The sequence below is a fragment of the Arthrobacter sp. HY1533 genome (assembly GCF_027568515.1).
GTDB lineage: Bacteria > Actinomycetota > Actinomycetes > Actinomycetales > Micrococcaceae > Specibacter.
In genome coordinates this window covers 169171-193075 of record NZ_JANKZF010000006.1, presented here as the reverse complement: position 1 = coordinate 193075, position 23905 = coordinate 169171, and the positions used below count along the sequence as shown (strand labels likewise).

The 23905-nt window shown below is 66.5% G+C and carries 23 protein-coding genes; 13 read left to right on the top strand and 10 right to left on the bottom strand.

Annotated elements, in window-relative coordinates:
* Positions 1–69 precede the first annotated feature (69 nt).
* From PCK14_RS07255 to PCK14_RS07230, 6 genes are read left to right on the top strand one after another with little or no spacing between them, the layout of a single operon-like run.
* Entirely contained in the window at positions 70–1107 is a 1038-nt protein-coding gene (locus PCK14_RS07255; protein ID WP_442864677.1) for a phosphodiester glycosidase family protein, read from the top strand.
* Between the two features lie 7 nt (positions 1108–1114).
* Positions 1115–2260 carry a bifunctional glycosyltransferase family 2/GtrA family protein gene (locus PCK14_RS07250; protein ID WP_269937788.1) on the top strand — a complete coding sequence of 382 codons (1146 nt, stop codon included), beginning with the start codon at positions 1115–1117 and terminating at the stop codon, positions 2258–2260.
* 16 nt (positions 2261–2276) lie between these two features.
* Positions 2277–2912 carry a DUF4956 domain-containing protein gene (locus PCK14_RS07245; RefSeq protein WP_269937787.1) on the top strand — a complete coding sequence of 212 codons (636 nt, stop codon included), beginning with the start codon at positions 2277–2279 and terminating at the stop codon, positions 2910–2912.
* On the top strand, positions 2909–3739 hold the full coding sequence (locus PCK14_RS07240) for a polyphosphate polymerase domain-containing protein (protein WP_269937786.1): 831 nt from the start codon (positions 2909–2911) through the stop codon (positions 3737–3739). Before PCK14_RS07245 ends, PCK14_RS07240 begins: the two co-directional genes overlap by 4 nt.
* Positions 3736–5328 carry a carbohydrate-binding domain-containing protein gene (locus tag PCK14_RS07235; RefSeq protein WP_269937785.1) on the top strand — a complete coding sequence of 531 codons (1593 nt, stop codon included), beginning with the start codon at positions 3736–3738 and terminating at the stop codon, positions 5326–5328. Before PCK14_RS07240 ends, PCK14_RS07235 begins: the two co-directional genes overlap by 4 nt.
* A gap of 46 nt (positions 5329–5374) precedes the next feature.
* On the top strand, positions 5375–6871 hold the full coding sequence (locus tag PCK14_RS07230) for a CotH kinase family protein (RefSeq protein WP_269937784.1): 1497 nt from the start codon (positions 5375–5377) through the stop codon (positions 6869–6871).
* Here PCK14_RS07230 and dacB read toward each other — a convergent pair.
* Entirely contained in the window at positions 6868–8304 is a 1437-nt protein-coding gene (gene dacB, locus PCK14_RS07225) for a D-alanyl-D-alanine carboxypeptidase/D-alanyl-D-alanine endopeptidase (protein WP_269937783.1), read from the bottom strand. The genes PCK14_RS07230 and dacB overlap by 4 nt on opposite strands.
* 189 nt (positions 8305–8493) lie before the next feature.
* Between dacB and PCK14_RS07220 the strand changes: the two genes are divergently transcribed.
* Positions 8494–8982: an inorganic diphosphatase gene (locus PCK14_RS07220; protein ID WP_269937867.1), complete on the top strand. Its 489-nt coding sequence runs from the start codon at positions 8494–8496 to the stop codon at positions 8980–8982.
* A 97-nt stretch (positions 8983–9079) separates the two neighbouring features.
* On the opposite strand, the gene PCK14_RS07215 is transcribed toward PCK14_RS07220, so the two are convergent.
* Both PCK14_RS07215 and serS read right to left on the bottom strand, forming a co-directional pair.
* Entirely contained in the window at positions 9080–9925 is an 846-nt protein-coding gene (locus PCK14_RS07215; RefSeq protein ID WP_269937782.1) for an HAD family hydrolase, read from the bottom strand.
* Between the two features lie 128 nt (positions 9926–10053).
* Complete coding sequence (gene serS, locus PCK14_RS07210) at positions 10054–11331, bottom strand: serine--tRNA ligase (protein WP_269937781.1); 1278 nt, start codon at positions 11329–11331, stop codon at positions 10054–10056.
* Between the two features lie 51 nt (positions 11332–11382).
* Between serS and PCK14_RS07205 the strand changes: the two genes are divergently transcribed.
* A complete protein-coding gene (locus tag PCK14_RS07205) occupies positions 11383–12450 on the top strand; it encodes a diacylglycerol/lipid kinase family protein (protein WP_269937780.1) in 1068 nt (355 codons plus the stop codon).
* On the opposite strand, the gene PCK14_RS07200 is transcribed toward PCK14_RS07205, so the two are convergent.
* Positions 12451–12624 (bottom strand): hypothetical protein, encoded by a 174-nt coding sequence (locus PCK14_RS07200; protein WP_269937779.1) that lies wholly within the window; start codon positions 12622–12624, stop codon positions 12451–12453.
* Positions 12625–12858: 234 nt separating this feature from the next.
* Here PCK14_RS07200 and PCK14_RS07195 point away from each other — a divergent pair, with 234 nt between their 5' ends.
* Positions 12859–13737: a hypothetical protein gene (locus PCK14_RS07195; protein ID WP_269937778.1), complete on the top strand. Its 879-nt coding sequence runs from the start codon at positions 12859–12861 to the stop codon at positions 13735–13737.
* A 16-nt stretch (positions 13738–13753) separates the two neighbouring features.
* On the opposite strand, the gene pheA is transcribed toward PCK14_RS07195, so the two are convergent.
* Complete coding sequence (pheA, locus tag PCK14_RS07190) at positions 13754–14692, bottom strand: prephenate dehydratase (RefSeq protein ID WP_269937777.1); 939 nt, start codon at positions 14690–14692, stop codon at positions 13754–13756.
* 31 nt (positions 14693–14723) lie between these two features.
* Entirely contained in the window at positions 14724–15050 is a 327-nt protein-coding gene (locus PCK14_RS07185) for a rhodanese-like domain-containing protein (protein WP_269937776.1), read from the bottom strand.
* 183 nt (positions 15051–15233) lie between these two features.
* Here PCK14_RS07185 and PCK14_RS07180 point away from each other — a divergent pair, with 183 nt between their 5' ends.
* Entirely contained in the window at positions 15234–16685 is a 1452-nt protein-coding gene (locus tag PCK14_RS07180; RefSeq protein WP_269937866.1) for a peptide MFS transporter, read from the top strand.
* Positions 16686–16794: 109 nt separating this feature from the next.
* Here PCK14_RS07180 and PCK14_RS07175 read toward each other — a convergent pair whose 3' ends face one another.
* Positions 16795–17367, bottom strand: a complete 573-nt coding sequence (locus PCK14_RS07175; RefSeq protein ID WP_269937775.1) for a DUF4190 domain-containing protein — start codon at positions 17365–17367, stop codon at positions 16795–16797.
* Between the two features lie 168 nt (positions 17368–17535).
* Here PCK14_RS07175 and pgm point away from each other — a divergent pair, with 168 nt between their 5' ends.
* Positions 17536–19179, top strand: a complete 1644-nt coding sequence (gene pgm / locus PCK14_RS07170) for a phosphoglucomutase (alpha-D-glucose-1,6-bisphosphate-dependent) (protein ID WP_269937774.1) — start codon at positions 17536–17538, stop codon at positions 19177–19179.
* 85 nt (positions 19180–19264) lie between these two features.
* Here pgm and PCK14_RS07165 read toward each other — a convergent pair whose 3' ends face one another.
* Positions 19265–20194: a cation diffusion facilitator family transporter gene (locus PCK14_RS07165; RefSeq protein WP_269937773.1), complete on the bottom strand. Its 930-nt coding sequence runs from the start codon at positions 20192–20194 to the stop codon at positions 19265–19267.
* 53 nt (positions 20195–20247) lie between these two features.
* Between PCK14_RS07165 and PCK14_RS07160 the strand changes: the two genes are divergently transcribed.
* Positions 20248–20559 carry an ArsR/SmtB family transcription factor gene (locus PCK14_RS07160; RefSeq protein ID WP_269937772.1) on the top strand — a complete coding sequence of 104 codons (312 nt, stop codon included), beginning with the start codon at positions 20248–20250 and terminating at the stop codon, positions 20557–20559.
* Positions 20560–20646: 87 nt separating this feature from the next.
* Positions 20647–21957 (top strand): uracil-xanthine permease family protein, encoded by a 1311-nt coding sequence (locus tag PCK14_RS07155; protein ID WP_269937771.1) that lies wholly within the window; start codon positions 20647–20649, stop codon positions 21955–21957.
* Here the strand turns inward: PCK14_RS07155 and PCK14_RS07150 are convergent.
* Entirely contained in the window at positions 21954–23069 is a 1116-nt protein-coding gene (locus PCK14_RS07150; protein WP_269937770.1) for a glycerate kinase, read from the bottom strand. The genes PCK14_RS07155 and PCK14_RS07150 overlap by 4 nt on opposite strands.
* A gap of 39 nt (positions 23070–23108) precedes the next feature.
* A complete protein-coding gene (locus tag PCK14_RS07145) occupies positions 23109–23888 on the bottom strand; it encodes a glycerophosphodiester phosphodiesterase (RefSeq protein WP_269937769.1) in 780 nt (259 codons plus the stop codon).
* Between the last annotated feature and the right edge of the window lie 17 nt (positions 23889–23905).

Genomic DNA, 23905 nt, shown 5'->3' with positions numbered 1-23905 from the left:
GGCAAGGCTCACAGGATCAGCACAAGATCGCGAAGCATGTGGCACAGGGTGGCCCCATAAAAAAGAAGCATGACTACTTCTCCCCCACCCACAGAGCCGGCCACCACCCACCAACAGGCCACGGACGCCGGTCCCGGCAACCCGCCACAACCACCCGGCACCAAGGGCCGGCCCAGCCGCCGGGTCGTCTTGGGCGGCGCGCTTGCCATGCTGGCCTCCGCCGGCGGGGCCACGGCCTGGGCCCTGGACCGCTTCGTGGTGCAGCACGTGGAAATCGACGACGTCACCTCCTACGAATCCAGCCAGGCAAGCTCCACGGCGGGCGCCAACGGGGCAGACTCAGCTTCCGCCGCCGTCGTGGACGGGGACAGCTACAGCTCCCCTGAGGCATCCATTTCCATTGGGCAGGTGAGCAGCGGCAGCGGCGACGCCAGCCTGAAGTACTTCACGGCCGATCTCAAGCTGAGCGACGCGACCGCCCTGAAATCGGCGTTCGCGGACAACAAGTTCGGCGAAAACATCACCGAGAACACCTCGGCCATCGCCGCGGACAAGGACGCCATCTTTGCCGTCAACGGCGACTACTACGGATTCCGCGACACGGGAATCGTGATCCGCAACGGCGTTGCGTACCGCGACAAGGGTGCCCGCGAGGGCCTGGCCTTCCACCGCGACGGCACCGTAGAGGTCTATGACGAGACCGCCACCAACGCCAAGGCGCTCCTGGCCGCCGGCGTCTGGAACACCCTCTCCTTCGGGCCATCGCTCATCGAGGGCGGCGCCGTCAAGGAGGGCATTGACGATGTGGAGGTGGACACCAACTTCGGCAACCACTCCATCCAGGGCCTCCAACCACGGACCGCCGTGGGCGTGCTGGGCCCCAACCACCTGGTGTTCGTGGTGGTTGACGGGCGGTCCACCGGCTACAGCACGGGCGTCACCATGACCGAACTGGCCCAGATCATGCTGGGCCTTGGCGCCACGACGGCCTACAACATCGACGGCGGCGGCTCCTCAACCATGTACTTCAACGGGGCCCTGGTGAACAACCCGCTGGGCAAAAACCAGGAACGCGGCACCTCCGACATTCTCTACATTGGACGGTAGGCACACCATGATCATCTTGATCCCGGCCTTTGAACCGGATGAAAAACTCCCCGCTCTCATCCAGGAACTGCGGCACGCCGCCGCGGAGCACCCGGTCATCGTGGTCAACGACGGCAGCGGCCCCGCCTACGAGCCTGTTTTTGCAGCGGTGAAATCCCTCGGCGCCACAGTGATCGGCTACCAAAACAACCACGGCAAGGGGCAGGCCCTCAAGACCGGCTTCAGCTACATCGCAGCCAACCACCCCGGGCAGCCTGTGGTCTGCGCCGACAGCGACGGCCAGCACACCGTCACGGACATCCTCCGTGTAGCGGCGGCCGTGGGCCCGGACAACGCCATGGTGCTGGGCGAGAGGCACTTCAGCGGCCAGGTGCCGCTGCGCAGCAGCTTCGGCAACAGCGCCACGCGGTTCTTCTTTGCCCTCGCCACCGGCACCTGGCTGCGCGACACCCAAACCGGCCTGCGCGGCTACCCTGCCGCACTGCTGCCCTGGCTGCAGGGCGTGCGCGGCGACCGCTACGAATACGAGCTCAATGTGCTGCTTGAGGCGCGCAGCCGTGGCTACCGCTTTGACAGCGTCCCCATCGCCACGATCTACCTGGCGAACAACCAATCCTCACACTTCCGCCCGCTCCGGGACTCCCTGCGCATCTATGCACCGCTGCTGAAATTTTCACTGTCGTCGTTTCTTGGCTTCCTGGTGGACACGGTTGCGTTCGTGGTCCTGTCAGCGGCCACCGGATCGCTCTGGATGGCTGTCCTGGGTGCGCGCGCCATCAGTGCGGGGGTCAACTTTGCCGTCAACCGCACCCTGGTCTTCCCGGAGGGTCGCAGCGTTTCGCTGCGGCGGTCCGCCGGCCGCTACGTGGCCCTGGCTGCCGTGCTGCTGGCCGCCAACTACGGGCTCCTGCTCAGCTTCACCCAGGCCGGGCTGCCCTCCCTGCCCGCCAAGGTGCTGACCGAACTTGTCTTGTTCCTGTTCAGTTTCGCGGTGCAAAAGCGCTTCCTGTTCCGGAACCGGAGCGCCGCGGGCGCCCGAAATCCGGCGCCGGCCAAAAAACGAGCCGCATTCACAAGCCCAGCTGCCCGCCGGCACAGATTCAGCACAGCCTCGGGCGAAAGTCTGGTTGTAGGAACCCCACCCGAACATTGAACTTGGAGATCAAAGAATGAACACCTGGATATTTGTGGCCGCCGACCTGCTGGCCATCACGGCATTGACCTTCGGCATGTACCTGCGCCGCCACCGGCGCCGCGACCTGGTGGTCTCCTACCTCGGCATCAACGTGGGCGTCCTGGCAGTGGCCACTGCGCTCTCAAGTTCGGCAGCCGGCGTCGGACTTGGCCTGGGGCTCTTTGGGGTCCTGTCCATCATCCGCCTGCGCTCCACCGAGCTGTCCCAGCACGAGGTGGCCTACTACTTCTCCGCATTGGCGCTGGGCCTGATCGCCGGCCTGGGCGTGGAGCCGCTGTGGCTCTCGCTCTCCCTCATGGCCCTGATCCTGGTGGTCATGTTCCTGGCCGACAGCCCCCGTGTGCTCCCCGCGTACCGCCAGCAAAGCGTCGTCCTGGACCAGGCCATTGCCGACCCCGCAGCCCTGAACGCGCGGCTGGAAGAGGTCCTGGGCGGCACCGTCCACACCGTGATTGTCCAGTGCCTGGACCTGGTCAACGACAAGACAACAGTGGACGTGCGGTTTGAGGTTGGGACCGGAACCCGGCCGGCCGGCGAACCCCGCGGGCCGCTCCTTGAACAGCTGCCCCTGCCTGCCACCAAGGCCCTGGACCAGGCCGGTGCGGCATGAACCCGGCCGTCCCGGCAGGCATCCTTGCGGAGGTGCCCGTGGAAACACAGATTGCCCCACTCCTGGGCGCCCTTGACGGCATCGGGCTGGAGGAACTCAACGCCACGGCGGCCCTGCAAACCCGGATCGACAGGAAGTACCTGGTCCCGGCCACAACATTTGCCCGGCTGTTCGGCAGCTTCGACGCAGACATGCGCGTCCTTGACACCGGCGGCCTGCGGGTCTTCCGCTACGACTCCGTCTACTTTGACACCCCGGCACTGGACAGCTACTTCCTGGCCGCACACGGGCGGCGCCGCCGCTACAAGATCCGCACCCGCAGCTACCTGGACAGCGGCGCAAGCTTCCTGGAGGTCAAGACGGAGGGTTCGCGCAGCGCCACCGTGAAGGAACGCATCCCCTACAGCCCCGCGGACCGCTCCACCATCACCGCCGCCGGCGCCGCCTACATTGCCGAGACGCTCGGCAGCACCGGCCAGCAACCGCCGTCGAAGCTGGCCCCCGTCCTGGAAACCCTCTACGGACGCATCACGCTTTTCCTGCCGGCATCCAACTCCCGGGCCACGATCGACCTCAACGTCGCCTGGTCGCTGCCCGGCCAGGCACCCCTGGTCATGGCGAACCAGGTGGTGGTGGAGACCAAGTCAGGCTCCGCCCCCGGCCAGCTGGACCGCCACCTCTGGCACCACGGAATCCGCCCCTCCCGCATTTCCAAATTCGCCACCGGCATGGCCACCCTCATGCCGGAACTGCCCGCAAACCGCTGGCACCGCACACTGCGCCACAACATGCCGCAGCCCACCAACCCAGCAAGGACCACACCATGAAATTCTTCTCCAAGGCCCAGCGCACCACCTCCGTCGCGGCCCTCGCCCTGGCCCTCGCGCTGGCAGGCTGCTCCGCACAGGCACCAGGCACGACGCCGGCCACCACCTCCAGCGCCACATCGTCAACACCCGCCGTGACGACCTCGGGAACGTCCGCGGAACTGGCCAGCAGCATTGCGGAGGCAACCCACTTCGACGCTGACGACCTCACGTGGGACGCCGCCAAGGAAACCACCATCACCCTGTCCAACGGGGCCAGCGCCGCGGCTGGCGAAAACGCCGGCAGCGTGGCGGTGGACGGCAATGTGGTGACCATCAAGGCCGGTGGCACATACCGGGTCAGCGGATCGCTGGCCGACGGGACAATCGTGGTCGCGGCCGGCGAGGAGGACGTAGTTCGGATCGTGCTGGACAACGCCTCCGTCACCAGCTCAACCGGACCAGCCGTTGACATCAAGAGCGCCAACGAGGCACTTCTGTACCTGGCCGACGGCACCAGCAACACACTCAGTGACGCTGCCAGCTACACAGACACGGGCACGGATGCGCCCAGCGCCGCCGTCTATTCCCTCGCAGACCTCACAGTTGCCGGGCCCGGCGCCCTCACCGTCAACGGAAATTACCAGGACGGCATCACCTCCAAGGACGGGCTGGTGCTGGCCTCCGGCAATGTCAGCGTCAAGGCGGTGGATGACGGCATCAAGGGCAAGGACTACACAGTGCTCCTGGACGGCATCTACTCGGTGACGGCAGGCGGGGACGGCATCAAGTCCACGAATGAAACAGATGCCGACAGGGGCTGGCTGCTCGTGGCAGGGGGAACCCTGGACGTTTCCGCCGGCGACGACGGCATCAAGGCAGCCACCACACTGACCATCAGCGACGGCACCGCCACTGTGTCAAAGTCCGAGGAAGGCATCGAGGCTCCACACATCGCCATCTCCGGCGGCACTGTCACCGTGAACTCCAACGACGACGGCCTGAACGCCGCCGGCGGGGCATCCACCGGCACCAGTGATGCGGCCGGCGGGGCACCTGCCGGCGGCATGGGCGGCGGAATGGACACCGTGGGCGACTTCTCCCTGGACATTTCCGGCGGGAGCGTCACTGTCAACGCCGAAGGCGACGGCCTGGACTCCAATGGCAACGCCTCCATCAGCGGCGGCACCGTGGTGGTCAACGGCCCCACGAACGACGGAAACGGGGCATTGGACGTCAACGGTGAACTGGCCGTCACGGGCGGCACCGTCGCCGCGGCCGGCAGTGCCGGCATGGCTGTCACGCCCGGCACCTCCTCCACCCAGTCCGGGCTCCAGATCACCTTCGACTCCGCCGTCCCGGCAGGCACGGCCATTCAGCTCGCCGACTCCTCCGGGGCAGTCGTGGCCACGTTCGTCACCTCGAAGCAGACGGCCTCGCTGGTCCTCTCCAACCCCGACATCAAGGCCGGCGCGCAATACACCGTCTACACAGGCGGCACGGCCAGCGTGAAGGCAGGGCTGGGCACCGGCTCAACGGCCGGGGCCACGCAGCTCATGGCGGTCACCGCGGGCGAATACACCGCAGCCCGAGGCCCCGGACGGCGCTAGCCGCTCCCGGCCACCACCATTTCCCCCAACCAAGCAAGGATCCACCATGGCAACAACCACCCTCCTGGAAAAGATACGCAGCAAGGCTGCCGCCGCCGCCGCGGCGGCCGCAATCCTGGCACTGGCCCTCTCGGGCTGTTCCGGCGCCGCGACATCCGGCGCCGCCACGGCCAAGGCCGGAACTGCCATCACCGGCAGCACTGCCTTGTTCGACGCCGGCGCCTCCCACTCCGTGAGCCTGAGCTGGGATGAGGCCGACTACGATGCCATGATCGCCGCCTATGAGAGCGATTCCGACAAGGCCTGGATCAGTGCCGACATCACGATCGACGGAACACTCATCAAGAATGTGGGCGTGCGGCTCAAGGGCAATTCCACGCTGCGCAGCCTGGGCGGCACACAGGGCGGCGGCATGGGCGGCGACCGTCCGGCCGGGCAGCCACCGGCAGGAACGGATGGCACCCGGCCAACTGACCTGCCCACCGACATGGCCGGCGGCGGTCCGGGCGGAGGCGGCATGGCCCCGGGAGGTGGCGGCGGCATGGACACCTCATCGGGCATCTCCGCCGACGATCCGGCCTCGCTGCCCTTGCTGATCCGCTTCGACAAATACGTCAAGGGCACCAGCTATGAGGGCCTGACCGAGCTGGCAGTGCGGCCGGGTTCCCCTGTCATCAATGAGGCACTGGCCTTGTCCATCACGGCAGCCACGGGGCAGGCCTCCCAGCGCTACGCCTACACCACCTACTCGGTGAACGGTTCGGCCACCCAGACCCGGCTGCTGCTGGAAAACCCCGATGAGGCCTACGCCGAGAACCTGGCCGACGCCGGAGGCACCACAGGCAACACCGTGGTGTTCAAGGCCGACGCCGACTCCAGTTTCAGCTACCAGGGCGAGGACCTTGCCACCTATGCGGACCAGTTCAAGCAGCTGAACAAGACGGATTCGCAGGATGCGACGCCCATTGTGAAGTTCCTGAAGTGGCTGCAGGACGCCGATGCAGCCACCTTCGACGCCGAGCTGGCCGACTGGGTGGATGTGGAATCCTTCGCCAAGTACGCGGCAACACAGAACCTGCTGGCCAACTCCGATGACATGTCCGGCCCCGGACAGAACTACTACCTCAGCTACGACCTCTCGACGAAGAAGATCTCAGTCATTTCCTGGGACCTGAACCTGGCCCTGAGCGGCAACGCCACAGCGGATCCGGATGCGGCCCTGTCCATGGGCGGCGGCCGGGGCGGCGCGGGCGGAAATGGTGCAGGGGCGGGCGGCACGGCGCAAAACACAGCATCCACCGGCACGTTCAAGAGCCGCTTCCTGGCCTCGGCCACATTCAAGAAGCTCTATGACAGCGCCTACCAGGATCTGTACGCCCAGGTGTTTGCCAAGGGAACTGCCAAGTCCCTACTGGCGGACATCACGGCGTCCATCCCGGCCAGCGATGCCCTGTCGGCGCAGGACATTGCGGCGAAGTCGGCCACGGTGGCGACCTTCCTGGACCAGCGCGGAACTGCGCTGGAGAAGGCCCTGGCCGGCTAGCTTTTCGCCAGGACTGCCGCTGCGGCGTCGGCCACGGGCCGGGCTGCGGCGGCACCGTCGCTGAAGCCATTGCCCAGGATGGAGAAGACCAGGAGCCGGCCGTGGGCGTTGACCACATAGCCGGACAGACCGGTGACACTGTTCAGCGATCCGGTCTTGGCCCGGACCAGTCCCGCTCCCCCGAGCTCGGGCCCGGAAGCAAAGCGCCGCTCCAACGATCCGCTCAGGCCCGCGATGGGGAGCCCGGGGAGAGCCTGGCCAAGGTCCGATCCGGGGTCGGCCAGCATGAGCGTGAGGACCTTGACCAGTTGGGCCGGGCTGATGAGGTTCCCCACCGCCAGTCCGCAGGCGTCCGTCATGGTGATGCCCTCCATGGGAACCCCAAGCGATTCCACAACCTCACGCACGGCGGCCACGGCGCCGGCGTTGCTGGCTTCCTTGCCCAGCTTCAGCGCCGTCATGCGGCCCATGACCTCGGCCACGTAGTTGTCTGATTCGTCCAGCATGTACTGCACCTGGCCGGCCACGGTGGCAGACTCCACGGAACCAAGCACCGACCCCGGCTGCACCGGACCGGCGCCCGCCGCACTGGATGCCGCTGGGGCCTTGCCCCGGGTGATGGCGCCGTTGGTGGCAACGCCGGCATCCTCGAGGGCGTGCGCGAAGGCCTCGGCGACGGCCACCGCGGAATCCTGCGGGCGCGGGCCGCTGAGGACCTCGGGGGCAAGCCGCCCGGCGTTCAGCGCCATGGGGAAGATGGGCGCAATTTCACCCGCATCAACGTCCCCGTCGGCCCAGTCCGGGTTCAGCGCGGGGCCTGTGAACAGGGTGTCGTCGATGCTCAGGGTCACCGGGCCCTTGACGCCGGCAGCGGCAAGCGCCGCGGCGGTCTGCCGGGCCAGGTCCTCGACCCCGGCATGGCCCATGACCTTGGCGGGGTCGCCACCGCCGTCGGAAAGCATGGCGTCGCCACCGGCCACAAGGACAACTTGGTTGGGTGCGGAACCGGCCACGGCGCGCGTGCTGAAGCGGGTTTCCGGGCCCAGGGTTGCCAGCGCCGCCGCGGCGGTGAGCAGTTTCAGGTTGGAGGCGGGTGTGGCCGCGGCCTCACCCTTCTGCGAAAACAACGTCTTTCCCGTCAGGGCGTCGGCAACATACACGCCAAAGGTGCCCGCGCCGTCGAACGCCAGTGCTTCCTTCATGCCGGCGGCAATCGTGGCCGCATCCGGCAGGGGGGCGTCGTCCGACAGGGGCGCGATCCCCGAGATGGTCCCGATCGACGTCGGCATTTCCTGGGCGGCGGGAAGGACAGCCACGGCTGCAGGGTCCTGCGGGAGAAAGGCGGGTGCCAGGTGCAGCCCGGCCGGCACAGTTACGGCGGCCAGTGCGCAGATGAGCAAGCCGCTCGTCACGGCTTTTGACGTGCGTCCCATGAAGCAGGCGGTTCCTTCGAAAGCTGGCGGAACGGCGGGCTGGGAGCCGGTCCGGAAAAGGGCAGTCTTCCGCCCGTAAATGCCGGGCGGGTTTTTAGCGCAAGGAAAGCGCCTATATCCTCATACTAGACGGAATTTACGCGTGAGGCCGCGCCAGGCCGCGCACACCCCATCATGAGGAGCATTACGATGAAGCACGACGTCACCATCGAGATCCCCCGCGGATCACGCGTCAAGTACGAAGTTGACCACGAGACCGGCCGTGTCCGCCTGGACCGTGTGCTGTTCACCTCAATGCAGTACCCCACGCACTACGGCTTCTTCGACAACACCCTGGGCGAGGACGGCGATCCCCTGGACGCACTCGTCATGCTGCAGGACTTTGACCTGCACCCCGGCGTTGTTGTCGATGCCCGCCCCATCGCCGTGTTCAACATGACCGACGACGGCGGCGGCGACGCCAAGGTCCTGTGTGTTGTTGACGACAAGCGCTTCGACCACATCCAGGAACTGTCCGACGTGGACGATTTCCTGGTCAAGGAGATCGAGCACTTCTTCACCCGTTACAAGGACCTGGAGCCCGGCAAGTGGGTCAAGGCCGAGGGCTGGGCCGACCGCGCAGCTGCCGAGGCCGAGCTGGAAGCCTCCATCAAGCGCTACGAGGCCACCAAGCACTAAGGCTCTTCCTTCAACTGGCCCGCAGCAGTGGTCGATAAAGTCACGATTTCCGTGATTTTTTCAGCCACTGCTGCGGGCCAGTTGTTTAAGGAACGGGTCAGACCAGGCTGCGCAGGACGACGGCGGCACCGTCGTCGTAGACCGAGGCGGCCACCTCGTCAGCGGCTGCCTTGACCTCGTCCTCTGCCTGGCCCATGGCCACGCCGCGCCCGGCCCAGCGCAGCATCTCAATGTCGTTGGAGCCGTCGCCCACCGCAACGGTCAGGCGCGGGTCCACGCCGAGCGACTCGCGCAGCACCTCAAGCGCCGACGCCTTGGTGACCCCGGCTGCGGCAATGTCCAGCCAGGCGCTCCAGCCAATTGCGTAGGTGACCCCGTGCAGACCGGCGGCGGAGATTGCATCCGCGAATTCCTCGGTGCTGGCCTCGGCGCTGTTGACCACCACGCGCACGGCCTGGGCCGCCAGGAGGTGGTGGAAGTCGACGCCGCGGGCCTCGATGCCGAAGCTGGCGTCCTGGAAGCGGGAGGTGGCCAGGAAGTTGCCTTCGGCGTCCTCCACGGCGAAGCGGGCGCCGGGCACACGGTCGCGCAGGGCCGTCAGGGCGGGGGCCGGGTCAAATGTCACGCGGTCGATGACCTCGTAGCCGTTGGCCAGTTCGGGGTCCAGCCGGATGGTCACGCCGCCATTGGAGCACACGCCGTAGCCGCGGCGCAGGCCGATGGCCTCCACGATGGGAAGCAGCGCGCCGAGTGAGCGTCCCGTGGCGATGATGACGTGGTGGCCGGCGTCGACCACGGCCCGCGCGGCCTCGCGCACGCCATCGCTCATGGCGCCGTCGTGGTCCACCAGGGTTCCGTCAACATCAAGGGCCACGAGGTAGTTTGTCTGTTCATTGATCCGGTCATCGATGCCGGAAATTGCACTGTTTACTGTCATTGTCATGCATCCAGTCAAACAGATTGGCCCGAAAATGCCACCTGCATTGGCTGTTAAAGCAGTGAACGCCGGGTTAATGTCCACAGGGAACTGCACAGTGTGGACATTAATCCGGCGTTCATCCGGGCCGGGAACTACAGGACCGGGAACACTTCCATGCCGCCCAGGTACTTGCGCAGGGCGACGGGGACGTTGACGGAACCGTCGGCGTTCTGGTGGTGTTCCAGGATGGCCACGATCCAGCGCGTGGTGGCCAGTGTGCCGTTCAGGGTGGCCACGGCGCGTGTGCCGCCCTTGCCGCCGTCGTCCGCCACGAGGCGTTCGCGGATGTTCAGGCGGCGGGCCTGGTAGGTGGTGCAGTTGGAGGTTGAGGTCAGCTCGCGGTAGTTCTCCTGCGTGGGAACCCATGCCTCGCAGTCGAACTTGCGGGAGGCGGAGCCGCCGAGGTCGCCGGCCGCGGTGTCGATGACACGGTAGGGCAACTCCACCTTGGCCAGCATTTCCTCTTCCCACGCGAGCAGGCGCTGGTGCTCCTCGGCAGCCTTCTCAACGGTGGTGTAGACAAACATCTCAACCTTGTTGAACTGGTGCACGCGGATGATGCCGCGGGTGTCCTTGCCGTGCGAACCGGCCTCGCGGCGGTAGCAGGAGGACCAGCCGGCGTAGCGGACGGGCGCATCAACGTTGATGATTTCGTTGCCGTGGTAGCCGGCCAGGGCCACCTCGGAGGTGCCCACCAGGTAGAGGTCGTCCTCGGCCAGGCGGTAAATTTCGGCGTCGTGCTCCACGTCAAAGCCGGTGCCGGCCATGGTTTCGGGCAGCACCAGGGTGGGGGTGATCATGGGCGTGAAGCCGGCCTCGATGGCCTGGTCCATGGCCATCTGCAGCAGCGCCATTTCCAGGCGGGCGCCGACTCCCTTGAGGAAGTAGAAGCGTGAGCCGGACACCTTGGCGCCGCGCTCCATGTCGATCGCGCCAATGAGCTCACCAATTTCCAGGTGGTCCTTGGGCTTGAAATCGGGGAATTCGCGGGGCGTGCCGACGGTCTTGACCACAACGTAGTCGTCCTCGCCGCCTTCCGGGACGCCCTCGGAGATGAGGTTGGGCATGCTGCGCACCAGGGTGTCCTGCTCGGCACTGGCGGCGTCGGCCGCGGCGGAGGCCGTTTTCACGGCTGCCGAGAGTTCCTTCACCTCTGCCAGCAGGGCCTGCTTCTCCTCGCCCTTGGCTTGGGCCACCTTTTTGCCGAAGGCATTTTGCTCGGCGCGCAGGGCCTCAAAGGAGGTGATCGCGGACTTGCGGGCGGAGTCGGCGGCGATGATGGAGTCCACCACAGACGGTTCGGCACCGCGGGCACGCTGGCTGGCACGGTAGATTTCGGGATTTTCGCAGAGGTCTCGTACATCGATCACGTGCTAAGCCTATCCAATCAAAACAAGTTGACGGGATAAGGTTGAGCAATCATGCCAACTGAAATCCTCGCCGTCGTCATTGTGGCCGCCATTGTGCTCACCGTTGCCATCAGCTGGCTGGGCGTGCGCAAGCTGGCCCAGCAGCACACACGCAGTGCCGCGGCGGATTCCCCGCACAAAATTCACCTGGCAAAACAGCAGGTTGCATTCATTTACAACCCCACCAAGAACGGCTCCGCCGACGCCAAGACGCTGATCAGCCGTTCCGTTTCCAAGGCCGAATGGCCCGCCCCGATTTTCCTGGAAACCACGGCCGAGGACCCCGGCTACTCCATGGCCAAGGCAGCGCTGGATGCCAAGGCCGACGTCGTTCTCGTGGGCGGCGGCGACGGCACCGTGCGCGCCGTGGCCCAGACCCTGCGCCACACCGAGGTGCCCATGGCGATCATCCCGCTGGGCACCGGCAACCTGCTGGCCCGCAACCTGGACATCGACGTCACGGATGTTGCCGGCAGCGTCCAGGTGGCCTTGTTCGGCCACCAGCGCCACATCGACGCCGGGCTCATGGAGATTGAGGACGGCATCACCGGCTCCGTGGCCAAGCATTCATTCATGGTGATTGCAGGCCTGGGCATGGACGCCGACGTCATGGGCGACACCAACTCCAAGTTGAAGGAGCATGTGGGCTGGCTGGCCTACAGCGAGGCCGGGCTGCGCCACATGGCCGGGCCGCGCAAAAAGGTCAGCATTGCCCTGGACGACGAGCCTGCCCAGCAGCGCAAGGTCCGCTCAGTGCTTTTTGCCAACTGCGGCCTGCTGCCCGGCGGCATCGACTTTGTCCCCGACGCCCTCATTGACGACGGCGTGCTGGACGTGGTGGTCATCAGCCCGCGCAGCGCCCTGGGCTGGCTGGCCATGGCCGGCAAGGTGGTGCTCCGGCACAAGAACAACGTGCCGGTGATTGACTTTTACCGGTCCCGGAACCTGGTGATCCGCACGGTGCTGCCCGTGGAAACCCAGATCGACGGCGACCCCACGGGCCCGGCGACCTGTGTGAAGGTCAGCGTTGAACCCAAGGCAGTCCTGGTCCGGGTTCCCGGACCCAACAACCCGGCCTAGCTAGTCCGTTTCAGGGCGCTGCGACTGCTCCTTGATGAGGCGTTGCTCCTCGTCAAAGCGCAACTCATTGGCGTCGTCGCCCTCGTCGCCCACCGAGGTGTCCCGGCCAACATTGCTGCCGGGATTGACGATGGTGCCGTCCTGGCTGCTTCCCTTGACTTCATGCGGATCCATGATGGCTCGCCTCTTCCCTGGTGGGGCCGGTTCTTGCGTCGTCCCCACGGACTCCCGCAGGGATACGCCAAGCATAGGCTCGGCTCCGCCGCGGGGAAAGGGATCAACACACGGCTTATTTTCGGGCCAACATTGGGATCTTCGTCACGAAGCGTGTGTCCCACTTGTGGGAGGGCGGCCGGGCACCCTTAATGGAAGTAACCCCACCAGCTGCTTTAAACCATCGAGGCCCCGTTGAGCAACCCGTCCCCGGATATGCCGGACCACCAGTCCCCCAATCCGCTGAGCTTCAAGGTGCCCGCGGGCCTGTTGCTGATCCTGCTGGGAACCTTGGGTTTCATGGCCGCATTCGGCCAGATGCTCTCCTACATGTTTTACATCAACAACTGGCTCAGCGTGGTGCTGTCACTGCTCCAGCTGCTGGTCACGGCCGCCGTGGTGGGCGCCGGCGCCATGATGCTGATGCGCAGGGCAGTGGCCGAACGGCTGAGCCTCGCGGCCGGGCTCGTGGGCACAGTGGCCCTGCTGGTGCTTGATCTGGCCGGCTCCCTGGTCATGAACGGAACCGCCTCCGGGGCGCTGCTGCCGAGCCTGACGGCCATTCCCATCGTTCTCCTGCTGGCTGTGGGCATGTTCCGCAGCCGGCACCTGCCACGCCTGCGTGCACGGCGGGACGAGGAACCGGCAGAGGCTGCCGCGGCGGTTGCGCCGGCGCCCGCCAAGATCGCTGCTGCGCCCGCAGCTGTGGCCAGCCAGCCGAAAAAGGCAACAGCGGCCAAGGCACCCGCCACGGCCACCAAGGCCAAGCAGCCCGCACCGGCAGCCAAGGCCGGCCCCGTCACCTCTGCCAACCCCATCAACAAGGCCAAGGCTGCAGGCAACTCAGGCAAGAACACCAAGGCCAAGGCTGCCCCTCAGGCAAAGGCTGCGGCCCCAAAGCGGCCCACCCAGGCCAAGCAGCCGGGTGCGGCTGGCGCAGGAAGGCAGCCGGGCCCGGCCCGGCCGGTGTCCAAGCAGCCCGCCAAGCCCACCGCAGGGGCCCAGTCCAAGGCGGCGTCCGCCCCGGCCAAGGCCAAAGCCAAGCCGGCAGCCAAGTCCACCTCGGGAAAATAAGCTCCCGCCGGGAACCTTAAAGCAGCGACTGAACCCAGGCGGCGGCGTCGTCGAATGCGCCGTCGGAGTTGTAGGAACGGATCTGCGGCTGCTGCTTGTCGGCCCGCGGGTAGGAACCCAGGAACCGGATCTCGGGGCTCACCCGGTGCAGGCCGCGCAGGGCATCGGCCACCCGGGCATCCTTGATGTGGCCGTCCACGTCCACGCTGAAGATGTAGTGACCCAGGAACTGCCCCGTGGGCCGGGACTCAATGCGGCTCAGGTTGACGCCGCGGCTCGCGAACTGCTCCAGGATTGCCATCAGGGCGCCGGGATGGTCATCGGGCAGCGGGATGGCCAGGGTGGTTTTGTCCGCTCCCGTGGGTTCGGGCAGGGAACCCGGGCGGCCCACCAGGACGAACCGGGTGACGGCACCAATGTTGTCCTCGATGCCCGCCGCCAGGATGTTCAGGCCAGTCTGCTGTGCCACGAGAGGCGCGCACACGGCAGCCTGGAACGCGTCGGTGCCGGCAACGAGGGCGTGTGCGGCGGCCGCCGTCGAATTTGCCGGGGCATGCGTGGCGTTGGGGAGGTTTTCTCCAAACCAGTCCCGGGTCTGGGCCCAGGCGTGCGGGTGGGTGCCCACGGCCGTGATGTCCGCCAGGGAAACCCCGGCCGGGGCCACCAGCACAAAGCTGACCGGGACCACCACTTCGTGCAGGATCCGCAGCTCAATGCCGTTCGAGATGGCATCAAGGGTTGCCGGGACACCGCCCTCAATGGAGTTCTCAATGGGCAGCATGGCGGCGAACGCCTCGCCGCGGCGCACCTTGGCCAGGGCGGCGGCCGCCGTGGTTGACGGAACCCGCTCCATGGCCTCGGCGCCTGGAACCTGCAGCAGGGCAGATTCGGTAAACGTCCCCTCCGGCCCAAGAAAGGTCAGCGGCAGGGCGGAATCAAGGGGCGCGGAGGTCATGTTTACCGTTTCGTTTGCGGGGCGGGTGGGACTAGAGAACGCGCGGGGTTTCCCCGCTGGAGGACACCATGGGCTTGTCGGCCTCAAACCAGGCCCCCATGCCGCCCACAACGTTGAAGGCGCTGTAGCCGTTTTCGTTGAGCCACGTGGTGGCCCGGAAGGAGCGCCCGCCCGTGCGGCAGATGACGTTCACGTCCGTGTCGGGATCCAGTTCCTCAAGGCGCGCCGGCAGCTGCTCCAGGGGAATGTGCAGGGCGCCGTCAACGTGCCCGGCCTCCCATTCGTAGTCTTCACGGACATCCAGGATCACCGCGTCGCCGCCGAGTTCGCCAACAGTGACGTTCATGATGTCTGACATGTTTTTTCTCCTAGTGCATAAAAAGCAATACGGACTAAGCCTAGTCCCCACGACCTCCCCAAACAGGCGGCTTGCTCCCCGGTGCACATCAACCCGCGGCGGCCCAATCCAAACAAGATTGTGACGATCTGTGTCCAAAGTGCAAAAATTGTTGCTGTGAGTTCACAAAACAGCCCCGCCAATATGGCCAAGGCACCCCAAGACAGTCGCGACACCTCCTTCTTCGGACAGCCAAAGATGCTGCTGAACCTGTTCAGCGTCGAGCTGTGGGAGAGGTTCTCCTTCTACGGCATGCAAGGCATCCTTGCGTACTACATGTACTACTCCGTCACGGATGGCGGGCTCGGCATTGACAAGGTCACTGCCCTTGGCATTGTCGGCGCCTACGGTGGAGGCGTTTACCTCTCCACCATTTTGGGCGCTTGGGTGGCTGACCGGCTCCTGGGCTCAGAGCGTGTGTTGTTCTACAGCGCGATCTTGATCATGGCCGGGCATATTTCCCTCGCCGTCCTGCCCGGAACCCTTGGCCTGGCCGCAGGTTTGATCATGGTTGGCATTGGCTCCGGTGGCTTGAAGGCCAACGCCACATCGCTGGTTGGCACCTTGTACGCCAAGGACGACGACCGCCGCGACGCCGGCTTCTCCATCTTCTACATGGGCATCAACATTGGCGGGCTCATCGGCCCCCTCGTCACGGGCTGGCTGCAGGTCACCTGGGGCTTCCATGTCGGCTTTGCCGCCGCCGCAGTGGGCATGGGCCTTGGCCTGATCCAGTACGGCCTGACCCGCAAGAACCTGCCGGAATCGGCACACCACGTCGCCAATCCCCTGCCCAAGGCCCAGTACCTGAAGTTCGGGATCATTGCCGCTGTTGCGGTCGCGTTGATTGTTGTGGCAGTTGCCCTGAAGTTGATCACCGCCGGGAACTTGAAGTGGATCATCGTTGCCGTTGTCATCATCGCAACGATCGCCTACTTTGCCGTGATCCTGGCAAACAAGACGTTGACTCCCGTTGAGCGCAGCCGGGTGTTCTCGTTCATGCCGTTGTTCCTTGCCAGCGCAGTGTTCTGGTCCCTGTTCCAGCAGCAGTTCACCGTTGTGGCCCTCTACGCCGATACACGCTTGAACCGCTCGGTGTTCGGCTGGGAAATGCCGCCGAGCTGGGTAACCTCCATCAACCCGGTCTTCATCATCGTCCTCGCCGGCGTGTTCGCCGCGCTCTGGACCAAGTGGGGTGCGCGCCAGCCCGGCACGCCCGTGAAGTTCTCCGTGTCTCTGGTGGTCATGGGCCTGGCGTACCTGGCGTTCATCCCCTTTGCCGCCACGGCATCGGTGCCCCTGCTGGCCATCGTGGTCATCCTGCTGATGTTCACAGTTGCCGAGCTCATGCTCTCCCCCGTGGGCCTGTCACTGGCCACGAAGCTGGCCCCGGCCGCATTCAAGACGCAGATGGTGGCGCTGTTCTTCCTGTCCGTCTCGCTTGGAACGGCCATGTCCGGCGTGCTCGCCCAGTGGTACGACGCCGACAATGAAACCCCCTACTTCCTGGTTGTCGGATTGGTTTCCATTGCCTTCGGTGTCCTGCTGTTCCTGGCACAGAAGCCCATCAAGAAGCTCATGGCCGGGGTCATGTAGCCCTTGGCTTGAATGCACGACGGCTGCGTCCGGTTAACGCGAAACGGCGCGCCACTCCATGAGTGGCGCGCCGTTTGCGCTTAACCGTGCGCGGGTTCAGGGCGGTTGCTCAGTACCCGCTGTAGGAATCGCCGCTGAAGGCCACGAGGCTGAAGATCACGAACGCATACAGTCCGCCGTAAATGAGCAGCGCCAAGTAGTTGGTGATGAGCCCGGTGATGGCGAAGCCGCGGCCCTGGGGGCTCTCGCGGCTCATGCCCAGGTGGCCCAGGATGACCCCAACAATCTGCGGGACCATCAGGAAGCCGAAGCCCACCACCAGGGAGGCCAGGCCCACGATCATGCTGGCCAGGCTCAGCCCGCGCGGGCCGCTGCTGTACGCGGGGTAGCCGGTGCCGCCCTGGTAGTAGGTGGGTGCCGGGTACTGCGGTTGTTGGCCCTGGAACTGCTGCGGCTGCTGGCCGTAGGGAGACGGCGGGACGTACTGCTCCTGGCCGTACGGCTGCGCGGTCGGCTGGCCATAGGGCGGGGCAGGCTGCTGGAACTGCGCGTTTGCAGAGGCGTAGGGGTCCGGCGGAACCGGCGCCTGGTAGGGCGGAACCGGCGGGGGAAAGTAGCCGGCCGGGGGCTGCTTGTACGGCTCCTCCGGGATCGGCTGGGTCTGCTCAGGCTGGTTCGACACGTGTGGCTCCTGCGGGATTGGGTGCCCCGGCAGCGGGGAAATGGTTGCAGTGGAAACTGCCTTCCATCGTAGTCCAGCGGTTGCCCGCCGCGGCGTTGCTGGCCGGCAACACGGTTCACAGTATGGTCACGGGGTGCCAAGGCAGCGCTGCTCTGTCATGCTGGAGCCATGTCGAGCCGTGCGGGCACTGTTGCCCTTCCCCAGGACCTTGTTGACCTTTCCGCCTTGTTGGATGCCTACTACGACCTGACCCCGGACCTCAGCGATCCGGCGCAGAGGGTTGCCTTTGGAACCTCGGGCCACCGTGGCAGTTCATTGAAGACGTCCTTCAATGAGGGCCACATCGCCGCCATCACGCAGGCCATCGTGGAGTACCGCGCCGGGCAGGGCATCACCGGCCCGCTCTTCATGGGCAAGGACACCCACGCGCTGAGCGACCCCGCACAGAACACGGCCCTCGAGGTGCTGGCCGGCAACGGCGTGGACGTGCTCATCGACGCCCGCCACGGCTACACCCCCACACCCGCGGTCTCGCACGCCATTCTCAGCTACAACAAGGGACGCACCGAGGCGCTTGGCGACGGCATCGTGGTGACGCCCTCCCACAACCCGCCCGGCGACGGCGGCTTCAAGTACAACCCGCCGCACGGCGGCCCGGCCGATTCCGACGCCACGGGCTGGATCGCCAACCGCGCCAACGACCTTCTCGCAGACGGCCTGCGCGGTGTGCGCCGCGTGCCGTTGCAGGACGCCATGGCGGCCTCCACCACGGGCAAGTTCGACTTCCTCTCCGGCTACGTGGACGACCTCCCCTCGGTCCTGGACCTGGATGCCATCCGGGCCGCCGGCGTGCGCATCGGTGCCGACCCCATGGGCGGCGCATCCGTGGACTACTGGGGCGAGATCGGCGAGCGCCACAACCTGGACTTGACAGTGGTCAACCCCACGGTGGACCCGCAGTGGGCGTTCATGACCCTGGACTGGGACGAGAAGATCCGCATGGACTGCTCCTCCCCCTTCGCCATGGCATCACTGATCAACAAGCTCAGCACCGGCGCGCCCTATGACATTGCCACGGGCAACGACGCCGACGCCGACAGGCACGGCATCGTCACCCCGGATGCCGGGCTCATGAACCCGAACCACTACCTTGCCGTGGCCATCCAGTACCTGTACACGCACCGTTCGCAGTGGCCCGCCACGGCCGGGGTGGGCAAGACCCTGGTCTCCTCCTCCATCATTGACCGGGTTGCCGCCGACCTGGGCCGCCAACTCGTTGAGGTCCCCGTGGGCTTCAAGTGGTTTGTGCCCGGCCTGCTTTCCGGCGAGGGCGTGTTCGGCGGCGAGGAATCTGCCGGCGCCTCATTCGTGAAGAAGGACGGCTCCGTCTGGACCACCGACAAGGACGGCATCCTGCTGGCCCTGCTGGCTTCGGAAATCACCGCCGTGACGGGCAAGACGCCCTCGCAGCACTACTCGGCGCTGACCGACCGCTTCGGGGGGCCGTCGTACGCCCGCATCGATGCGGCTGCCACCCGGGAGCAGAAGGCCGCCCTGGGCAAGCTGTCCGCGGCCGACGTCTCCGCCACCACCCTGGCCGGCGAGACCATCACGGCGAAGCTGACCGAGGCCCCCGGCAATGGTGCGGCCATTGGCGGCCTGAAGGTCACGACCGAAAACGCCTGGTTCGCCGCCCGCCCCTCCGGCACCGAGGACGTCTACAAGATCTACGCCGAGTCCTTCAAGGGCGCCGAGCACCTGGCCCAGGTCCAGGCCGAGGCCAAGGCCCTCGTGGACGGCGTCATCTCCTAGCGCCGCAGCGCAGGCCGGGCAGGGTCCCGGGTCTCGACAGGCTCGACCACCGGTGGTCGAGCCTGTCGAGACCTGGCCCTGCCGCCTAGTGGTGGGCGCCGAGTTCGTGCTCGGCGTGGCTTTCCGGTTCCAGCTGGAATGTTGAGTGCTCGATGCTGACGGCGAAGTGCCCGGCAACGCAGCTTTGCAGGGCGTCGAGCATTTGGGGCGCGTGGCCGTCGTGGAAGCAGTCGTCCCCCACCACCACGTGCGCCGAGAGGATGGGCAGCCCGGAGGCAATCTGGCTGGCGTGCAGGTCGTGGACGCTGCGCACGTGTTCCAGGCCCAGGATGTGCTTGCGCACCTCGTCCAGGTCAAGGCCCGAGGGCGTGGACTCGAGCAGCACGCTGATGGTTTCCAGCAGCAGCTTCACGGTGCGCGGCAGGATCAGGGCGCCAATGAGCATGGCCACGATCGCGTCGGCCTGCATCCAGCCGGTCACCGAGATGATCACGGCGGCCACGATGACGGCCACCGAGCCCAGGGCGTCGTTGACCACCTCGAGGAACGCGGCGCGCATGTTGAAGTTCTTGTTGCGCCCGCCCAGCAGGACAAACATGGAAATGATGTTGCCCAGCAGGCCCAGGACACCGAACACGATCAACTCGCCGGAGGCTATTTCGGCCGGGTGAAACAGGCGCTGGACACCCTCCACCAGGACCACAAGCCCGACGGCGAGAAGCACCGCGGCCTGCGCCGTGGCCGCGAGCACCTCGGCCCGGGCGAATCCCCAGGTGCGCCGGCTGCTGGCCGGGCGGACCATGAGCCGGGCCGCGAGCAGCGCCATGGCGAGGCCGCCGGCGTCGGTCAGCACGTGCGCCGAGTCGAACAGCAGCGCCAGGGAGCCGGTGAGGAGTGACCCGATGACCTGCAGGACAAAGACCGCCAGGGTGATGCCCAGGGCAACGGCTATGCGGCCCTGGTGGCTTTCGCCCGGGGCGCCTGCGTGGGAGTGGGAGTGATCGTGGCCTGACATGCCTCAATAGTACAGCGATGGCTGAATACAGCAAACAATGTATGATATTGAGAATGAAGCCCATTAGCAATGCAGCGGTCCTGGCCCGTTTTGGCTATGCCCTCTCCGACCCCACGCGGGCCGAAATCCTCATGGGCCTGGCCCGGGAGCCCCAGTACCCCGCGGAGCTTGCCACCACACTGGGCGTCTCGCGCCAGAGCATCTCCAACCACCTCTCCTGCCTGCGCGAGTGCGGCCTCGCCGTGGCCATCCCGGAGGGCCGCCGCTCACGGTACGAACTGGCCCATCCGGACCTGGCGCACGCGCTCAACGACCTGCTCGGCGTGGTGCTGCTGGCCAATGAGGGCCACGTTCCGCACCCCTGAGGCCCCTGCGCCAAGCAAACATGCCCCGCTGGCGATATTCTGGTCTGCGGACTGCGCACAGGCGCGGGAAGAATATGGGAGACGCGGATGAACTTGCTGGGCACAAAATGGAGCGTTCACGGTGATGGCAGGACCATCGCACCGGGGCAGGTTGTCACCCCCGACGAGCGGCTGAGCTGGCCCCGGACCATCGGCATCGGCCTGCAGCACGTGGTGGCCATGTTCGGCGCCACGTTCCTGGTCCCCCTCATCACCGGCATGCCGCCAGCCACCACCTTGTTCTTCTCCGGCATCGGCACCCTGCTGTTCCTGGTCATGACGCGCGGTCGCGTGCCCAGCTACCTGGGCTCCAGCTTTGCCTTCATTGCCCCGATCATGGCCTCGCAGCAGCAGTTCGGCGTGGGCGGCGCGCTGGGCGGCGTGGTGGTTGCCGGTGTGACACTGGCCGTCCTGGGCCTGCTGGTGCAGAAGTTCGGCGCCTCCTGGATCAACCGGCTCATGCCGGCGCCTGTCACGGGCACCATTGTGGCCCTGATTGGCCTGAACCTGGCCCCCTCGGCCAAGGCAAACTTTGAAAAGGCGCCCATCACGGCCCTTGTCACGCTGCTGGTCATCATCCTGGTCAGCGTGCTCTTCCGCGGCATCCTGGGCCGCCTGGCCATCCTGGTCGGCGTGATTGTGGGCTACCTCGTGGCCGTGCTGCGCGACGAGGTTGACTTCTCCAAGATCAACGAGGCCGCCTGGCTGGGTCTGCCGCACTTCCAGACCCCCACATTCCACTTTGCCGTGCTGGGCCTGTTCATCCCCGTGGTGCTGGTCCTGGTGGCCGAGAACATTGGCCATGTGAAGTCCGTGGCACTCATGACCGGCGAAGACCTGGACCCCTACGCGGGCCGTGCCATCATTGCCGACGGCGTCGCCACCACCCTGGCCGGCCTCGGCGGCGGCTCCGGCACCACCACGTACGCGGAAAACATTGGCGTCATGGCCGCAACGAAGGTGTACTCCACCGCCGCCTACTGGGTGGCCGGCATCGCCGCCCTGCTGCTGAGCTTCTCCCCCAAGTTTGGCGAACTGATCGCCACCGTCCCGGTCGGCGTGCTGGGCGGTGCGGCCACCCTTCTCTACGGCATGATCGGCGTGCTGGGTGTGCGCATCTGGGTGCAGAACAAGGTGGACTTCTCCAACAACATCAACCTGACCACGGCCGCCGTGGCGCTGATTGTGGGCATCGCGAACTTCACCTGGGCCGCCGGCAGCCTCACCTTCGAGGGCATTGCCCTGGGCACGGCCGCCGCCCTGATCGCGTTCCACGGCATGACAGCGCTGGCCAAGTGGCGCGGCACGGCCCCGGACCCGCTGGCACCCGAGGCGGAACCCGCCCCCACCAAGGGCTAAATGCCGTTGAGGGCCTCGGAGGTGGCGAGCGTGGTGTACCGCGCGGCATCCGCCAGCGCCGCCTCCGGGGAGCCCGCAACATCTGTGGCACTGACGGCCGCCACCACCCCGTGCACGGCAAGCTGCTGCGGCGTCACGGTGATCCGTCCGGCAACCACGACGACGGGAATCCCCCGTGCGTGCGCGGCGTCGGCCACGCCGAGGGGCCCCTTGCCGGAGAGCGACTGCACGTCCAGTGAACCTTCGCCCGTGATGACCAGGTCGGCGTCGTCCAGGTGGGCCTCCAGCTCGATGAGGTCCGCCACCAGGTCAAAGCCGCGCTCGATAGCTGCGTCGGCGTAGGCCACAAACAAGGCCGGAAAACCGCCTGCCGCGCCGGCCCCGGGAATGTCAATGTCCACGCCTGTGGCCTCCCTGACCACCGAGGCCAGATTGCGCAGGCCGGCATCGAGAAGTTCCACGGCGTCAGGATCGGCGCCCTTTTGCGGTCCAAAAACATGGGCCGCGCCGTTGTAGCCGTAGAGCGTGTTGTCCACGTCGACGGCCATGCGCACCTTGGTGCCGGCCAGGCGCGGGTCAAGGCCCGTGGCGTCCACGGCAACAACATCGATGAGTGATCCGCCGCCCAGCGGGACCAGGTTTCCGGCGGCGTCCAGCAGCCGCAGCCCCAGGGCACGCAGGGCGCCCGTCCCGGCGTCGGTCATGGCCGAGCCGCCCAGGCCAATGATGATTTCGGTGGCGCCGGCATCCAGCGCCGCGGCAATGAGCTGGCCGGAGCCGTAGGAGTGCGCGCGCAGCGAGTTTTCCACCGTGGGCTCGCTCAGCAGGTAGCCGCTGGCCTGGGCCGTTTCAATGACGGCCACCCGGCTTTCCGTGTTGTAGCCCCAGACCGCCCCCACGGGCTTCAGGATGGGGCCCACCACGGCATTCAGGCGCTCCTGGAAGCCCGCCGCGACGGCGGCCTCCACGGTGCCCTCACCGCCGTCGGCAATGGGCAGTGACGTCACGACGGCGTCGGGGTAGACCCGCAGCGCGCCTTCCGCCATGGCGGCGGCGGCCTCGGGACCGGTCAGGGTCCCCTTGAACTTGTCCGGGGCAATGAGGATGCGCATCCCCCCATCCTGCCACCGGGCACCGACTTGGAAGAACAGTTACGTCCAGTAGCCGCGCTCGCGCATGACCCCGGCCAGCAGGTCGGCACGGTCGGTCATGATGCCGTCCACGCCCAGCTCGAAGAGCTCGTGCATTTCCGCGGGCTCGTCAATGGTCCACACATGCACCTTCAGGCCCAGCGAGTGGGCCCTGGCCACGGTCTTGGCCGTGACCAGCTCCAGCCGGTTGTGGCGGCGCGGTATCTGCAGCACGTTGACTCCGCGCATGAGGGCCCGGGTGAGTAACGCGGGCAGCCACGGCGAGAGGAAGAAATAGGCGGCCAGCAGGGACTTTCCCGGGGAACTGGCCACGGGGCGGCTGAGCCCGGCCAGCACCTTGCGCCGGCGCCGCTCCGAGAAGGAGGCCACGCAGATCCGCTCGTGGAGCCCTGCCTCCTCAATGACCCGCACCAACGGCTCAACCGAGCCTGCGTCCTTGACGTCAATGTTGAAGCGCGCCGCCGGCAGTGCGGCAACGAACTCGGGCAGCGTGGCGATGGGTTCGCGCCCGCCGATCCGGGCCTTTTCCACCTCCGCGTAGGGCAGCTCGGCAATGGCGCCGTCCCGGTCCGTGGTGCGGTCAAGGGTGGAGTCATGGAACACCATGGCCACGCCGTCCGCCGTGGCGTTCAGGTCCGTCTCAACATACTGGTACCCCAGGTCAAGGGCTGCCTGGAATGCCACGAGCGAGTTCTCCAGCCCGTCGCGGGAAAAGCCCCGGTGGGCAATGGCAAGCGGATGTGCCGAGTCCAGGTAGGGCAGGACCTTCTGTTGTGTCATGTCCGCAATGGTACGTC

Coding starts and splice junctions, on each gene's coding strand:
- PCK14_RS07255 (WP_442864677.1), top strand. CDS start 70: ATGACTACTTCTCCCCCACCCACAGAGCCGGCCACCACCCACCAACAG.
- PCK14_RS07250 (WP_269937788.1), top strand. CDS start 1,115: ATGATCATCTTGATCCCGGCCTTTGAACCGGATGAAAAACTCCCCGCT.
- PCK14_RS07245 (WP_269937787.1), top strand. CDS start 2,277: ATGAACACCTGGATATTTGTGGCCGCCGACCTGCTGGCCATCACGGCA.
- PCK14_RS07240 (WP_269937786.1), top strand. CDS start 2,909: ATGAACCCGGCCGTCCCGGCAGGCATCCTTGCGGAGGTGCCCGTGGAA.
- PCK14_RS07235 (WP_269937785.1), top strand. CDS start 3,736: ATGAAATTCTTCTCCAAGGCCCAGCGCACCACCTCCGTCGCGGCCCTC.
- PCK14_RS07230 (WP_269937784.1), top strand. CDS start 5,375: ATGGCAACAACCACCCTCCTGGAAAAGATACGCAGCAAGGCTGCCGCC.
- dacB (WP_269937783.1), bottom strand. CDS start 8,304: ATGGGACGCACGTCAAAAGCCGTGACGAGCGGCTTGCTCATCTGCGCA.
- PCK14_RS07220 (WP_269937867.1), top strand. CDS start 8,494: ATGAAGCACGACGTCACCATCGAGATCCCCCGCGGATCACGCGTCAAG.
- PCK14_RS07215 (WP_269937782.1), bottom strand. CDS start 9,925: ATGACAATGACAGTAAACAGTGCAATTTCCGGCATCGATGACCGGATC.
- PCK14_RS07205 (WP_269937780.1), top strand. CDS start 11,383: ATGCCAACTGAAATCCTCGCCGTCGTCATTGTGGCCGCCATTGTGCTC.
- PCK14_RS07200 (WP_269937779.1), bottom strand. CDS start 12,624: ATGGATCCGCATGAAGTCAAGGGAAGCAGCCAGGACGGCACCATCGTC.
- pheA (WP_269937777.1), bottom strand. CDS start 14,692: ATGACCTCCGCGCCCCTTGATTCCGCCCTGCCGCTGACCTTTCTTGGG.
- PCK14_RS07185 (WP_269937776.1), bottom strand. CDS start 15,050: ATGTCAGACATCATGAACGTCACTGTTGGCGAACTCGGCGGCGACGCG.
- PCK14_RS07180 (WP_269937866.1), top strand. CDS start 15,234: ATGGCCAAGGCACCCCAAGACAGTCGCGACACCTCCTTCTTCGGACAG.
- pgm (WP_269937774.1), top strand. CDS start 17,536: ATGTCGAGCCGTGCGGGCACTGTTGCCCTTCCCCAGGACCTTGTTGAC.
- PCK14_RS07165 (WP_269937773.1), bottom strand. CDS start 20,194: ATGTCAGGCCACGATCACTCCCACTCCCACGCAGGCGCCCCGGGCGAA.
- PCK14_RS07160 (WP_269937772.1), top strand. CDS start 20,248: ATGAAGCCCATTAGCAATGCAGCGGTCCTGGCCCGTTTTGGCTATGCC.
- PCK14_RS07155 (WP_269937771.1), top strand. CDS start 20,647: ATGAACTTGCTGGGCACAAAATGGAGCGTTCACGGTGATGGCAGGACC.
- PCK14_RS07150 (WP_269937770.1), bottom strand. CDS start 23,069: ATGCGCATCCTCATTGCCCCGGACAAGTTCAAGGGGACCCTGACCGGT.
- PCK14_RS07145 (WP_269937769.1), bottom strand. CDS start 23,888: ATGACACAACAGAAGGTCCTGCCCTACCTGGACTCGGCACATCCGCTT.